Source organism: Priestia flexa, from assembly GCF_021441905.1.
Taxonomy (GTDB): domain Bacteria; phylum Bacillota; class Bacilli; order Bacillales; family Bacillaceae_H; genus Priestia; species Priestia flexa.
Map to the genome: position 1 here is coordinate 2375459 of NZ_CP090431.1, position 14605 is coordinate 2390063.

General features: G+C 37.9%; 12 protein-coding genes. All 12 read right to left on the reverse strand.

Features of this window, described 5'->3' with window-relative positions; genetic code table 11:
• Nucleotides 1-19: 19 nt before the first annotated feature.
• The 12 genes from LZP85_RS12285 to LZP85_RS12340 all read right to left on the reverse strand — a co-directional run bounded on the left by LZP85_RS12285 (nt 20) and on the right by LZP85_RS12340 (nt 14521).
• Nucleotides 20-1273, reverse strand: a complete 1254-nt coding sequence (locus tag LZP85_RS12285; protein WP_119543301.1) for an exo-beta-N-acetylmuramidase NamZ family protein — start codon at nt 1271-1273, stop codon at nt 20-22.
• 107 nt (nt 1274-1380) lie between these two features.
• The gene (locus LZP85_RS12290; RefSeq protein WP_025911381.1) at nt 1381-2394 is read right to left on the reverse strand and encodes a MupG family TIM beta-alpha barrel fold protein; all 1014 of its coding nucleotides are present in this window, start codon (nt 2392-2394) and stop codon (nt 1381-1383) included.
• Nucleotides 2391-3752 (reverse strand): PTS transporter subunit EIIC, encoded by a 1362-nt coding sequence (locus tag LZP85_RS12295; protein ID WP_119543302.1) that lies wholly within the window; start codon nt 3750-3752, stop codon nt 2391-2393. The genes LZP85_RS12290 and LZP85_RS12295 overlap by 4 nt, the downstream gene beginning before the upstream one ends.
• Nucleotides 3753-3804: 52 nt before the next feature.
• A complete protein-coding gene (locus LZP85_RS12300) occupies nt 3805-4662 on the reverse strand; it encodes a MurR/RpiR family transcriptional regulator (protein WP_025911383.1) in 858 nt (285 codons plus the stop codon).
• Nucleotides 4663-4677: 15 nt separating this feature from the next.
• Nucleotides 4678-5583: an N-acetylmuramic acid 6-phosphate etherase gene (gene murQ / locus LZP85_RS12305; RefSeq protein WP_119543303.1), complete on the reverse strand. Its 906-nt coding sequence runs from the start codon at nt 5581-5583 to the stop codon at nt 4678-4680.
• 172 nt (nt 5584-5755) lie between these two features.
• Nucleotides 5756-6583, reverse strand: a complete 828-nt coding sequence (locus LZP85_RS12310) for a carbohydrate ABC transporter permease (RefSeq protein WP_119543304.1) — start codon at nt 6581-6583, stop codon at nt 5756-5758.
• A 12-nt stretch (nt 6584-6595) separates the two neighbouring features.
• The gene (locus LZP85_RS12315) at nt 6596-7438 is read right to left on the reverse strand and encodes a carbohydrate ABC transporter permease (protein ID WP_119543309.1); all 843 of its coding nucleotides are present in this window, start codon (nt 7436-7438) and stop codon (nt 6596-6598) included.
• A gap of 93 nt (nt 7439-7531) precedes the next feature.
• Nucleotides 7532-8773 (reverse strand): ABC transporter substrate-binding protein, encoded by a 1242-nt coding sequence (locus LZP85_RS12320; RefSeq protein ID WP_226639017.1) that lies wholly within the window; start codon nt 8771-8773, stop codon nt 7532-7534.
• Nucleotides 8774-8834: 61 nt separating this feature from the next.
• Nucleotides 8835-10952 (reverse strand): amylo-alpha-1,6-glucosidase, encoded by a 2118-nt coding sequence (locus LZP85_RS12325; protein ID WP_119543306.1) that lies wholly within the window; start codon nt 10950-10952, stop codon nt 8835-8837.
• An 89-nt stretch (nt 10953-11041) separates the two neighbouring features.
• Complete coding sequence (locus LZP85_RS12330) at nt 11042-12058, reverse strand: LacI family DNA-binding transcriptional regulator (RefSeq protein WP_226639019.1); 1017 nt, start codon at nt 12056-12058, stop codon at nt 11042-11044.
• A gap of 92 nt (nt 12059-12150) precedes the next feature.
• Nucleotides 12151-13437 (reverse strand): ATP-binding protein, encoded by a 1287-nt coding sequence (locus LZP85_RS12335; protein ID WP_206833559.1) that lies wholly within the window; start codon nt 13435-13437, stop codon nt 12151-12153.
• A gap of 118 nt (nt 13438-13555) precedes the next feature.
• Nucleotides 13556-14521, reverse strand: coding sequence for an NAD(P)H-dependent flavin oxidoreductase (locus LZP85_RS12340; protein ID WP_061785268.1), 966 nt, complete (start codon nt 14519-14521; stop codon nt 13556-13558).
• Nucleotides 14522-14605 lie beyond the last annotated feature (84 nt).

The window sequence follows — 14605 nt, forward strand, 5'->3', positions numbered from 1 at the left end:
AATCCCTCTCCTTTTCATTTTATTTATAAAGTAAATATCCTTTTCGCAACTTTTGAAATTCGTTTATCTCCGGCTTCCACTCTGCGACAATTTCTTGAATTGACTTTCCACTTTCAATGCTTTCCCTAACTGAATTATTGCCCGCTAGCAAATCAAAGAATGGTTTATTTCCAGCGTTAAACGCAAAGTGGTTTGGGTATAAATCATGAATAGTTTTTACAATTGCTACCCCTGTTTTAACAGGTTCATATGTTGTTTCATTAATTACGTGAATTTCAATTCCTCCTGAAAGTTTGCCACTATGCTTAGAGAAAGAAGGAGTGAAATAGGATGGACGAAACGTCACGCCTGGAAGTGCAAGTTTATTGAGCTCTTCAGCTAAATTACCTCCGTTAATAAAAGGTGCTCCAATGGTTTCAAATGGCTTAGTTGTTCCTCTTCCCTCTGAAACATTTGTACCCTCAATTAACGAAGCTCCCGGATATACAAGTGCTGTATCTGCTGTTGGCATGTTTGGTGAGGGAGCAACCCATTCTGTAGGCAAATCTTTTGCTGTCATTGATCGTTTCCAGCCTTTCATTTTGACTACGTTTAAATCAGCTCCAATATTAAACTCTTGATTAAATAATTGTGCTAATTCACCTACTGTCATACCGTGACGAATTGGAATAGGATACATGCCAACAAATGAAGTATACTCCTCTTGTAAAACCGGTCCTTCTATCTTCTGACCACTTAAGGGATTCGGTCGATCTAGAACAACGATAGGAATGTTATTTTCTTTTGCAGCTTCCATTGCGTAGGCCATTGTATAAATATAAGTGTAAAAGCGAGTTCCTACATCTTGAATATCAAAAACCAGCACTTCAACACCCTTTAGCATTTCAGGCGTTGGCTTTTTAGTTGGACCATACAAACTGTACACAGGAAGCCCCGTTTTTTGATCAATATAGAACTCTACGTGCTGACCAGCTTGAGCATCTCCTCTCACTCCATGTTCTGGTCCGTATAGTGAGACAAGGTCAAAAGCTTTATGTTCATTAAAAATATCAACAATACTTTTAAGCTCTTGATTAACACCTGTTGGGTTTGTAATGAGTCCTACTTTTTTTCCTTCTAAAAGTTGTAACTCATCTTCTAAAAGAACTTCAACACCTAACTTAAAACTCTGTTTCTTCCCAGGTCCCTTTGCTTCACTGGGTGAAGTGAAAAAAGGTACTGCTATACTAACTAAAAGAACAGCTATTAAAACTCCCATTGACCATCTCTTCATTTATAATCCGCTCCATTTCGTTTATAGTTTGAAATGGTTCCTTCTCATGCTGCAGAGTATAAAATGTCTAAAAAGGATACCTATTAGGTTTTGCAAATAAAAATCTTTTATTCTCTTATTAACCTGAGACTATAGGCTTGCTGAGCAAGTTCTAATAACTCTATATCTTCTGGATGAATATGTCCTATTACGTTAACTCGCTCATCAGCCGGCAAGTCATTCAAACCAATGTGAACTTCACCTTGGTATCTTCCATACCGCTCATTGTCCATCGTAATGGTTCCTCGCGGTCGCCTAATTGTTTGACTTGGCTTTATGCTCTGACTTGTACGCGTTCCTTGTAATCGCACAACGTCTCGTGAGCGATCAGGACGTAGTTGGTATGTACATGCTGGCAGCGTTTCCGTCACCATACGAAGAGTTAATATCCTATGCTTATTCCAATCGGCTAACGCATTTACTATCTCTTCATTGAATTCAGGATCTCCAATATAAATACTGCTAATCCCTTCTTCGACTAGACAGACTGCTGCTAACAGCGTGTTTGTGGTACGATGCTGTTCTAAAGTAGGTAACCCTTCAAACAAAGGTCCTCGTTTTTCTTTTTGCCCTGCCACAAACGCAATGACTGGAATCTGCTGTTGAAAAAACATGTGATTTTGCTGTCGAAAAAACACTTCATCCAATCCCGTTTCACGTCTTGGATAAAAGTTGTGCCATCCAACTAACTGATTTGCTTCTATGCCTGCTGTAACCAACGCAGTAAGAAAGCTTTCTGACACTGTACTGGCATTAACAGCTAACTTAAAAAACTGAGAAAGGTAAATAATATCTTCTACTTCAAACCCATCGTCTAACCGAATACCCGTTACGCCTAAGGTGACTAAATCTTCTAATTGAGGAATCTGCAGATGAATAGGTGTATGTTTAGAAACATCAGCATAAACTTCCATTTCATGCTGTTTTGCTACTTGCAGTAAATGTTTAGCTTTTTGAGCAAGATGGCCTGTTTCTTCAGGAATGTGAAGCGAGGTAAACGCTCGCTTCACACCTTTTTTACTTGCTTCCATAATTCTTTGTTCAGCGAACTGATCGTTTAAATAAAAAGAAATACCTATCAATCGAACTCTCCTGCCATTTCATCTTTAAATCCAAATCCGTATGTGAATAAAAATCCTGCTATATATGCAATCAATAATCCAACTAGATATAAAATAATTTGATGTGCATGAACAAGGAACGTTAACGGTAACCCTGAAACCCCTACCGCAACAGTTGCAATATTAAAATATGCTTGGAAAGCACCTCCAACTCCAGCACCTAAACAAGCCGTTAAGAACGGTCGTCCTAGTGGCAGTGTTACTCCAAAGATAAGTGGTTCACCAATTCCTAACATTCCTGAAGGTAACGCTCCACCAATTGCTCGTTTTAAACGTTTTTTCTTTGTCTTTGCATAAATAGCAAAAGCGGCTCCTACTTGACCCGCTCCGCCCATCGCAAGAATAGGTAATAAAGGGTCATCCCCGATTGAATTGATGAGTTCTAAGTGGACAGGCGTTAACCCTTGATGTAGTCCCGTTACAACAAGCGGTAAGAATGCTGCTCCTAGTACAAAGCCAGCCACAATCCCTCCTAAGTCAAGCACGCTCAGTAACCCTTTTGTAATTAAATCTGAAATGAATCCTCCAAGAGGCATAAAGACGATATACGTAACAATTCCAGTAACAAGAAGAGCTACAGTAGGTGTTACAATAATATCCAAAGATTGAGGTACAAACGGTCGAACTTTTTTCTCAACAATGGCAATAAAAATAGCGGCAAATAATACGCCAATTAAACCGCCTCGACCAGGCAATAACGCTTCTCCAAAAAGCTGAATGTCTCCCACCGCTGGATTTATAACTAAAATACCAGCCAGACCTCCTAAAGCTGGTGATCCACCAAACTCTTTTGCTGCGTTAATCCCAACTAAGATACCTAGATAAGCAAATAAACCGCTTCCAATAGCTGTTAGAATTAAAGCCAGCTGTGAATCTGCTGCTAACCACTCTGCCTGCACAACTGACTTTGTAATTCCTGTAATTAATCCAGAGGCTACAAGAGCTGGAATTAATGGAATAAAAATACTTGCGATTCTTCGTAAAAACAGCTTAAACGGTGTTTGATTTTTTGCTTTTAGTTCACTCTTCTTTTGAGCAGCTCGTTCGCTTAAATCAAGACCACCGGCTTCATCTATCAGCTGACCAAATGCTTCTGTTACCACCGTAACTTTACCCGGTCCCAAAATAATTTGAAGCGTCTCTTCTTCTACGACTCCTAATACACCTTCCGTACGCTTAATAGTGTCTAAGTTTACTAGACTGGCATCTATTACTTTTACTCTTAAACGCGTCATACAATGAGTATATTCGTTAATATTACTAGCGCCTCCGAGATTTTCTAATATTGATTTTGCTAACACTTTATTTTCTGTTGACATGCTAGCTCCCCCTTTGTTTTACTGTTTCTCCAAAGTTTTGATGTATAGAACCTTACTTTTGTTTATCTTTTAAGAATTGAATTGCTTCTCTTGTACGATCTATATATCCAACAGTTTCATCATATTTCGTACTTGCCATGGCCAAAAACAGTGTATCAATGACGTAAAGCTGAGCCAACCTTGATGAAGTAGCTGCACTTCGAAACGGCGCTTCTCTTGTATAGGAAGTATGAAGTGAAATATCTGTTAGAGCTGATACTGACGATAACCCTTGCTTTGTTAAGCTAATGGTTGTTAAACCTCGCTTTTTTGCTAAGGATAAAATATTAATAACCTCAGATGTTTCTCCTGAAAAAGAAATCCCTACGACAACATCATCAGCTCCTGCATTTGCAATTAAAGTCGCTACTATATGCACATCAGTAAAGGCTGTCGCTCCCTTATTCACTCGTAAAAACTTCTGCTGCGCATCCATGGCAATGATGTGAGAAGCTCCAACACCAAAAAAGTGTATGGTTCTTGCCTTGCTTAAAGCGCTAACGGCTCTTTCAATTTCTTCGTGCTGTAATAGCTCAGAAGTATCACTAATGCTTTGAACGCTATTAATTGTTGTTTTTTTTACAATAGATTGTATCGTATCGTGAGGTGTAATATCACGATATCCTTGCTCCACTTTTGTGCTTAAATCTCCTGCTATCCGAACCTTTAAATCTTGAAACCCCTTTACACCCAACGATTTACAAAGGCGAATAACAGCAGCTCCGCTAGCACCTGCTAATGAACCTAATTCACCAGCTGTGTAATCCATCACGGCTTCAGGTTGAGCTAAAATATATTCTGCGATTTTCTTCTCAGAAGCAGGTAGCTGTGGAAGTAGAGCGTGAATGATTCTTAATCCGCCTGTCGCCATTTCTCTCTCTCCTTTTCACTTGCTGTGCTCGATTGCTTTTCTAACGTACCCATCATTTTTTTCTAGGAGAGTTCGTGCTTCTTCAACTGTTGTTTGCGTTTTAATCATAACAATAGCTGTCTTCACTTCATTATTAGCCTCTTCTAGCGCTTTTTTCGCTTCTTCATATGGTGCTGCCGTTACTTTTTCGATAATTCCAACTGCTCGTTCTTTTAACTTGTAGTTACTTACATTTACGTCAACCATTAAATTTCCATATGCTTTTCCGAGTTTAATCATAGAAGCCGTTGAAATCATATTTAAAATCATTTTATGAGCTGTTGCAGACTTTAAACGTGTTGATCCTGTTAAAATTTCAGGGCCTACAATTACTTCTATTGCTCGATCCGCCACTTGCGAAATAGCTGCATTTTCATTACACGATAAGGCAATGGCTTTCGCTCCAATGCTTTTCGCATACCGCAAAGCTCCAATTACATACGGGGTTCTTCCACTAGCAGCGATTCCAATAACCGTATCAGCACTTGTTAATTCAATTCTTTGTAGATCCTGCACACCGCCTTCTTCACTATCTTCTGCTCCTTCAGCTGCTTTTGTAAATGCACCTGTTCCTCCAGCCATAATTCCTTGTACAGCGGATGGATGCGTACTAAAAGTAGGAGGACACTCGACAGCATCTAGAACACCTAATCGACCACTTGTACCAGCGCCGATATAAATGAGTCGACCACCGGCTTTTAAAGACTGGACGACATATTCAACGGTTGCTTCGATATCTGGTAAAACTGCATTAACAGCTACAGCTACTTTTTGATCTTCTTCGTTCATAATACGTAAAATATCAGCTGTATTTTCAGCATCGATATTCATTGTGCGTTCGTTGCGAGATTCTGTTGTTAGTATTGTTAGTTTTCTATCCATGACTTTTCCTCCTGTAAAACAGTTAAATTTACATTCATTATAATTTGATTAAAATAAAATTTCAATAACTAATTACACTTATTAAAATAAAATTTCAAATAGAACTTTTTCTTTTCTACGTAAAAAAAAACATGCGCTGATTAACAATCTGCACATGCTTCTAAGCACCGATTTATTTTCCCCCTGTAAACGAAATACCTTTAACAAAGTATTTATTAAAAAAGGCATATAGCAATAACATTGGTAATGTAAAGACCATTGACGCAGCCATAATATAGTTCCAATAACTAATATATTGACCTTTGAACGTATTAAGGCCGAGAGTTAGCGTGAACATTTCCGTATCTGACATAACAATTAAAGGTCGCATAAAATCATTCCAAAAGCCCATGAACACAAAAATTGCTTGCGCAGCTAGAGCCGGCTTTGCCAGTGGAAGAACTACTTTGAAGAATGTTCCAAATTTAGACAACCCATCTAGTTCCGCTGCTTCTTCAAGCTCTTTTGGAAAATTAATAAAAAATTGTCGCATCATAAAGATGAACGTTGCGTTTACCATTGCCGGTACAATCATTCCTTGATACGTATTTAACCAGCCAAGCTCTTTTAAAATTAAAAAATTAGGGATCATAGTAACTTGTCCTGGAATCATAAGTACGGCTAAAATCATCATGAATATGCTCTTTTTCCCAGGAAAGCTCAGCCTAGCAAGTGCATATCCTGCCATAGAATTAAACAGTAAATTTAAAGCTGTTCCAACAATAGCTATAAACAAACTATTAAATAACCAGCGAGGAAACAGTTTTTGTTCAATAAAAATTTGCTTATAATTTTCGAAAGTAAAATCTTTTGGTATAAAGTTCATCGTTCCTGAAACAATTTCTTCTAACGTTTTAAAAGAGGCTGACATTGCCCAAATAAAAGGTATCAACGTAACAAGCGCGTATACTGTTAAAACAACATAAGCAATAACTTTCCAGGCATTTTGGGTCTTTTTCATATCTTCCCCTCCTTAATACATGCTTTCTTCTTTTGAAAATTTACGCTGAATTAATGTCGCAATTAAAATGACAAACGCCAATAAAAATGCTAAAGCAGCTGCATAACCCATCGTTCCTAAATTTTTAAATGCATATTGATAAATTAACAGAACAACGGTAAGCGTTGAGTTATTTGGACCTCCAGATCCTCCCGAGAAGATAAATGATTGATCAAACAATTGGAATGTTCCAATGAGACCCATAATGACTACAAATGATGTGATTGGCCGTAAATTTGGGACGGTAATATGCCAAAATCGTTGAAAAGCATTGGCCCCATCCAGCTGTGCTGCTTCGTATAAAGAGTCTGGTACATCTTGTAACGCAGCTAAGTAGATGACCATATAAAACGGCGCCGTTGCCCAAATATTCATAATCATGATTGCAACAAGTGCTACTTGAGGGTCTCCTAACCAATTGTATGTAGGAAGTCCTAATATAGCTAAAAATTGGTTAACTAATCCGTTTTGATTATACATCCACATGAAAATCAACGTTAAAACAGCAGATGACGTAAGTGTTGGTAGAAAATAAATGATTCTAAAAAATTTCTCTGCTTTTAGTCCTGCATTTAACGTAGCTGCTAATACCAAAGCTAAAATAGTTTGTGCAGGCACAACAACAATTACATATTTCAGCGTGTTCCAAAGCGCAATATGTGCTTTGTCGTCCTCTAACACCTTCATATAGTTTTCTAGCCCTCGAAAGCTAAATTCAGTACCACCTAGTAGCTGGACTTTATTTAACGATAGAAAGATAGCATAGAAGATGGGAGTAATTACAAATAACAATAATACAAAAAGCGTTGGTGACATAAATCCGTAGCCTTGACCAATATCACGTAGCTTATACTGTTGTTTTTGTCTTTTAGCTTTTTTCATTTTATCCACTCCATTGTTGAGCTTGCTTTATTCGTAGATGCTAATTTCTTTGTTTGCCTGCTCTTCTGCTTTTTGTAGCGCTTCTTTTAACTCACTTTGTCCAAGAAACGCACTTAAAAATTGGTTATTAAAATTGTTCATGATGATAGGGAGGTATGGACCATCCTGCCACACAGTTGCATAGGAAGCTCCAGCAACAAGTGCTTTTCTTTTTTCATCATTTATATACCCCAGTCTATCTGCAACGGACTTTCTTGTTGGTAAAGCAAAACCTTTGCTTGTCCAAATTTCCATCCCTTTCTTTCCTGTTAAATATTCAATGAGTTTCCATGATGCCTCTTTTTGTTTGGATTCTGCATTCATCACGTATCCCACTGCAAAAGCCATAGTTCCTCGCTTTTTGTTAACTGTTGGTACTTCAGCAGTACCATACTCTAAATGGGTAAACGATTGATCAAGGAATGGTATCATCCAATTTCCCTCTATTACCATCGCCACTTTTTCTTGAGCAAACATATCAGTACCTGAATTAGCTCCAACATCAGATGGCTGAACAGATGTTTTATCCTTTTGATACTGATTAACAATAGGTTGTAAAGCATCTATTACTTCCTTGCTTGCAAAATTAGCTTTGTTATCTTTTACAACATCGCCACCATTTGATTCAGCAATATAGAAAAGCCTTGCTAACTCAGGTGATACGCCTAGACCTTTGATACCTTGTTTTTCGAACACCTTTGACACTTCAATGAGTTCATCCCAGGTTGTTGGAACTTCTACTCCTGCTTTTTTAAAAAGTTTTTCATTATAAAAAAGTGCTAAAGTTGAATAATCCTTTGGAAACCCATACGTCTTACCATCTTTTTGAAACGCTTTCAACATTGGGGTTTCAAAGTCCTCAACATCAAATTTCTCCGTCACGTAAGGGTTTAGGTTTTCAACAATTCCCGTTTCAATTAAGCCAGGCGCTTCCAACGCATCTAAATAAAAAACATCCGGTCCATTGCCTCCAATTAAACGTGTTTTTAAAATATCCATGTATTGATCAGTAATGACTTCATGTTTTACAGAGATTTCTGGATGCTTCTTTTCAAATTCAGCGATTGTTTGCTTCAACAATCGCATTTCTTCAGGATTTCCTCCCCAGCCAGCTAACACCACTTCGGTTTTCTTAACACTGCTTTTGAGTTCATTTGAACACCCTACTAAAGCGGTAATTGCTACAACCAAAAGTATGCTGAACGTCATTAACCACTTTTTATAGTTCATCAATCATTCCTCCTCCGTCATTTCTGAGTCGAGTAGACTTCTCCACTCGACCCTAAAACGATTATGAACAATTCACCGTGCGACAACTTGTTACAACCTTATAGCCCGTCGAGTTTTCCAAGACTTTTAACACTTGTTCACCCTTTTCTTTAACTACTTGTACCGAAAGCATTCCTTGACCAATTTGAATATGCTCAACTGTTAAGTTATTCATGCTGTCTAGTAAAGCAGGATTAATAACAATTTGCTTCTTCATACTGTTTGGAAACAATTGCAGCATTGTCTGAATAAACGTTAACGGCGTCCCTGCTGCCCATGCTTGAGGAGAGCAAGCGACAGGATATTTTACCGGTTTTCCATCTGTTTTGGAATAACCACAAAATAGTTCCGGCAAGCGATCATATTCAAAATGTGCTGATGCATCAATTAATCCTTCAATGACTTTATTTGCTTCACGCTGTTTTCCGACTTTGCTAAGCCCCAGCAAAATCATACTGTTATCGTGAGGCCATATACTTCCATCATGATAGCTCATTGGATTATATCCTGCCTCTCCCTTACCCATTGTACGGATACCATACCCAGAAAACATTTTATCGGATAACAGCATGTTTGCTACGTGTTCTACTTTTTCTGGATTTAACATATCTGCAAATAGAATATGCCCTGGATTAGAGGTGATTGTTCCTACTTTTTTCTTATGCTCATCTAATGCAATAGCGTAAAATAAAACGTCATCCATCCAAAATTCTTGCTCAAATTTTTCTTTTAACCGAACTGCTTCCTTACGTAATTTCTCTGCTTTCTCCTTCTTTCCAATTTGCTCATAGAGGTTTGCAACTTCAACTTTTGCCTGATATGCATAGCCCTGTACTTCTGCTAAAGCAATTGGTGTTTTCGCATATTCACCATCTCTGTGCACGACTGAATCCGCAGAGTCTTTCCAACCTTGATTGGCAATTCCCTTACTAGATTCTTGGTGATATTCTAAAAATAAATCCCCGTCTCGATCTCCATATTCATCAATCCACATTAGCGCTTTCTCAATATTGTTTTCAAGCCTATATACAAGCTTCAAATCCCCTGTCCATTTTACATATTCTGTTAATAAAATAAGGAATAAAGGAGTAGCATCAATAGTTCCGTAATAAGGCGTAAATGGGATTTGATTCGTATTAGCCAACTCTCCATATCGAATTTCATGCATGATTTTTCCTGGCTGTTCATCTCTCCATGAATTTAAAGTTTCGCCTTGGTATGCTGCCATAGTTAATAGCGTACCCTTTGCAATGCTTGAATTGAACGGAAGCATTTGTAAAGCAGCAATTAAACTGTCTCGACCGAATGGAACGCCAAACCACGGCAATCCTGCCACAGGGAACTCTCCATATCCTACGTTAGTTAATAGTACACGCAGGTCGTTCATTCCTCGATTTATCAACCTTTGAAGTGATTCATGATCTGTTTGTACTTTCGTAGATTGTTCTTCCCACTTTGTATATGAATCTTTTAGCTGAGAGAGTGCTATCTCAACTGGAAGTTTAGCTTTAGGTTCCTCCTGTCCAATCTGTGGTTGAATAGTGAACACAACTTCTTCTACCTCTTCGTGATCTAATGAGAAATGAAATTCAACTTGCCCTTCTTCCGTTACTAAAGTTGCTGGACGATCCCATGCAATATTTGTAGCACGATAAATATCATCTGCTCCCATATATTTAAATACTAAGCTTTGCTCACCAATGGTTTGTCCACTTCTTTTTCCTACATGACCCGTTTGAAAACCTCGAACAATAAACATGTCATTAAAATCAACATCCATATGAACTGTAATCGTAAAATCTACACGCTTTGGAAAGTAGTTTTTGAGCTTAATTGTTTCATATAAAACCCCGTCATAAATAAAGCGTTCACGTAAAATTTCAATTGATTCACGCCATAAGATAAGGTTTTCTTCATTTTCTATATGGGGATTGGTTAATCGAATAGTTGCCATATAATTTTCATCAGCATCTGAAGCTAATAGAATTGGATCCTCACCATTTATCTTTATGTTAAGTCCACTTAAAAAGCGAGTGTCCTTCGTATACAAACCTAAACCGTACTGATGGTTTTTGGTGATATTTCCCATTTGATCTGTTAACAGAAATAAATCATTTTCTTTAATTACACGATAATCCATTACTACTCCTCCTATTTACCAAAACGTTTTGGATTTACTTCACAAGGAAAATCCGAAACGTTTCGGATTTTCCTTGTATTAAAAACCACTTATTCGTGGCTTTTAGCTGTCGTTTCTCTAATAATAAGTTCTGTTTCTAAATATCGCTCCATATTTGTAGAACGATTCTCTAATATCTCAATCAATAAATCTGCGGCTTCATATCCTATCTGATACACTTCTTGCCCTACTGTTGTAAGTTGAGGTGATGAGTAAGCAGCAAGCACAATATTATCGTAGCCCACGATAGAAATCTGATCAGGTACACTTCGCCCTAAACGCTTACAAGCCTTTAATGCACCTAATGCCATCAAATCACTTGCACAAAAAAGAGATGTGATTTCTTCGTTATTTTTTAATAGCTCATACGCTTGTTGTTCTGCAACGGCTTCTTCAAACTCCCCGTTTACAATCCAATTTTCACGTATATCAATACCATGCTCTTCCAACGTGTCTAGATACCCTCTAAGCCTTTCTTGACTCACAAACGCATCCTCACTTCCGTTTACCATTCCGATGTGCACGTGTCCTAATTGCACTAAATGTTCAACTGCTTTCTTAGCCCCTAGCTTGTTATCTGTTGTCACATAACCAACTAAATTGGAACGAATCGGGATATCGACAAGGACACAGGGAATGTTGCTTTCAAGCACTTCCGTTAGATACGGATCATCCTTTTTAATTCCTTGAATGATTGCCCCATCCACTCTTCTTTCTTTGCAAAGCTGCGTATACGTTTTTTCGCGTTGTTTTGTTGTATTGGTATTAAATAAAATTAAATCATAGCCTAAAAGAGAGGCTCTTTCATTTACTCCACATAAAACTTCAAACGTAAAATTATCTTTGACACTTTCTCGACTAATTCCTGAAACAAGTAGACCGATTGTCTTCGACTTTTGCATGACCAAACCACGAGCTAAAGTGTTTGGGCTATAATTCAGCTTCTTAGCTACATTTATAATCTTTTGCCTAGTCTTTTCATTCACATCGGAATACCCATTTAATGCACGAGATACCGTCGTAATAGAGACACCTGCAACTTTCGCAATATCTTTTATAGTTGTCAATTACACTTCCTCCAAAACGTTTCGGATAACTTATGAGAACATTGTAACGCTTTCAAAATGATTTTTCAAGACAAAAAAACACCTAAATCAAATTAATCTATTTTAGGTGCTGTTTTTGTACAAAGTGGTAGCTCAATTGAAAAGCATGTTCCTTTTCCTTTTTCACTCTTCACGTGAACCTTCCCCTGCATATAGTGAATAATGCGGAAAGAAACCATTGTTCCTAGGCCCGTTCCTTTTTCCTTGGTTGTAAAATAAGGTTCGCCTAACCGGCTAATCTGCTCACTCGTCATTCCACACCCCGTATCATGAATCTCTACCGTAACTGTTTCTCCGCTTTTTTTCAGCTTTACTTCGAGCTTCCCTCCATTAGGCATTGCTTCAATACTATTTTTGACTAAGTTAATAAAACACTGCTGAAGCTTCTTTCGTTCTCCACACACCTTAGCTTGCCCATGCAAAAGAGAGGGAGGCGGTAAAACGACACCGTTCATATTTGCAAGTGGTTTCATAATTTGTAAAACATGTTGAATTTCTACTCCTACATCTACTTGTTCCGGTCGCTCAGGGGCTGAATTTGCAAAGAGTAAGTAATCATCAATAATATCCTTCGCACGATCAAGTTCATCAATTGCAATTGATAAATACCGCTTTTTTATGGGATTTTGTTCATCTTCCCCTAGCATTTGCATAAAACCTCGACTAGCAGTTAATGGATTGCGCACTTCATGTGAAATACTTGCTGCTAGGTGACTGACGACTTCTAGTTTTTCAGCTTTCACCAATCGTTTAAGAATTGATAGATTGGTTCGAATAGCTTCCCATAGAACCGTAATAACTAGCGTACCAATTACATCTAAGCAAACAAATTCAATCCACAAAAAAGTTGGCAGCGCAATATCAAAAACAAAAATCGAGACTCCCATAGCCAAAAGTGCACCTACGAGACTCATTAATGTACTTGCTATGATTCTTTGTTGCAAAGACATGGCTAAATATTTCTTCGCAATTATGAATAATGGGATACTTAAAATTGGTAAAGATATTAACGTAACGTAAAATCCTACTCCGCCTATTAAAAAACGTATGGTTAAAATCAATACCAAAAGAAAGGTTCCCAATCCCGCTCCCCCATACAGTGTTCCTAAGATATATGGGATACGTCGAAGGTCAATATTATATCTATCAGGGACAATAACGGCATCAACAGGAAAAAGCATGCATAACAAGATAGAAAGGATTGGAAATATTGCTATCGTCCAATTTTTCAACCAATCTATTTGTTTTGCATACTTTAATAAATAGTACATTTGAACTAAAAATAATGGTAATAATATAAATAAAAAGTTAATTAACAAATCTTTTGTGAAAAAGCTCATTCATTCACCGGTCTTTCAACATATTCTTCAACTAGCTCTGCTTATCTACTTGTTAGAATACTGCATTCTCACCTTTTTTTAAATAGCTTTTTCACAATTTGTTACAAATTTGGTTGAATTATTGCGATATTTGATTCACTCTATGGCGAGCGGTTTCATATTCTTCTATCATTTGATTAAAAAGTTCTTGTACAGTTGGAATAGTTGAAATTAAGCCAATAACTTGTCCGGCCCAGCCGAATCCTTCTTTTTCATTGTTTTCGTATATATAACGGCAGTTAGCTTTTCCACTAATTACGTCTTGTAATTCTTCGTACCGATCTCCCATATGCTCACGTTCTACAATAGAAAGCGTATAATCTGACTTTAATACGCGCCCGGGTGCACCCAAAGAACGCTTGATAACAATCGTGTCTCTTTCGGTCCCTTCAACAATTGCTTGTTTGTAACGTTCGCCTGCGTGTACACATTCCTTTGTAGCAATAAATCTTGTTCCCATTTCAATTCCCTCTGCTCCGAGAGCAAATGCTGCTAAAAGACCTTGGCCGTTTCCTATTCCTCCACTGGCTAATACAGGAATGGACACTGCTTGAGCTACTCTAGGAATCAGTACCATCGTTCCTAAATCATCTCTTCCAATATGCCCACCAGCTTCTTGACCAACAGCCATAACCGCATCTGCACCTAGCTCTTCTGCTTTTTGTGCTTGCCTTACGTTAGAGACAAGCACCAACGTTTTAATACTAGTGCCCTTTAACTTTTCAATAATTGGCGCTGGATTCGCTCCTGTAATAGAAACAACCGGTACTTGTTCAGTAATTGCTACTTCTAAAAGTTCTTCATAAGAAGTGCCGGTTTGCCCTCCAACAGCAAAGTTAACACCAAAAGGAAAAGAAGTAAGCGCCTTAACCTTATGAATTTCACGGGTAAGGTTTTCTTTTGTCTTTAAAGTCATAGCCGTAATTTGTCCAAGTCCACCTGCGTTTGATACAGCTGCGGCTAGCTCACTATAAGCTAGATAAGCAAGGCCGCCTTGAACGATTGGATAGCGAATTCCTAGTAACTCCGTAACACGTGTTTTCATTAATTGTTCTCCCCTTTCACACCAAACCTATCTTTCATTATGCCAAAAAGTTCCTAGTACCTCTACTATATTCTCCCTCCTTTC

Excerpts from the sequence above, each read along its gene's own strand:
- LZP85_RS12285 (WP_119543301.1), bottom strand. The coding sequence starts at position 1,273 with ATGAAGAGATGGTCAATGGGAGTTTTAATAGCTGTTCTTTTAGTTAGT.
- LZP85_RS12295 (WP_119543302.1), bottom strand. The coding sequence starts at position 3,752 with ATGTCAACAGAAAATAAAGTGTTAGCAAAATCAATATTAGAAAATCTC.
- LZP85_RS12300 (WP_025911383.1), bottom strand. The coding sequence starts at position 4,662 with ATGGCGACAGGCGGATTAAGAATCATTCACGCTCTACTTCCACAGCTA.
- murQ (WP_119543303.1), bottom strand. The coding sequence starts at position 5,583 with ATGGATAGAAAACTAACAATACTAACAACAGAATCTCGCAACGAACGC.
- LZP85_RS12310 (WP_119543304.1), bottom strand. The coding sequence starts at position 6,583 with ATGAAAAAGACCCAAAATGCCTGGAAAGTTATTGCTTATGTTGTTTTA.
- LZP85_RS12315 (WP_119543309.1), bottom strand. The coding sequence starts at position 7,438 with ATGTCACCAACGCTTTTTGTATTATTGTTATTTGTAATTACTCCCATC.
- LZP85_RS12320 (WP_226639017.1), bottom strand. The coding sequence starts at position 8,773 with ATGAACTATAAAAAGTGGTTAATGACGTTCAGCATACTTTTGGTTGTA.
- LZP85_RS12325 (WP_119543306.1), bottom strand. The coding sequence starts at position 10,952 with ATGGATTATCGTGTAATTAAAGAAAATGATTTATTTCTGTTAACAGAT.
- LZP85_RS12335 (WP_206833559.1), bottom strand. The coding sequence starts at position 13,437 with ATGAGCTTTTTCACAAAAGATTTGTTAATTAACTTTTTATTTATATTA.
- LZP85_RS12340 (WP_061785268.1), bottom strand. The coding sequence starts at position 14,521 with ATGAAAACACGTGTTACGGAGTTACTAGGAATTCGCTATCCAATCGTT.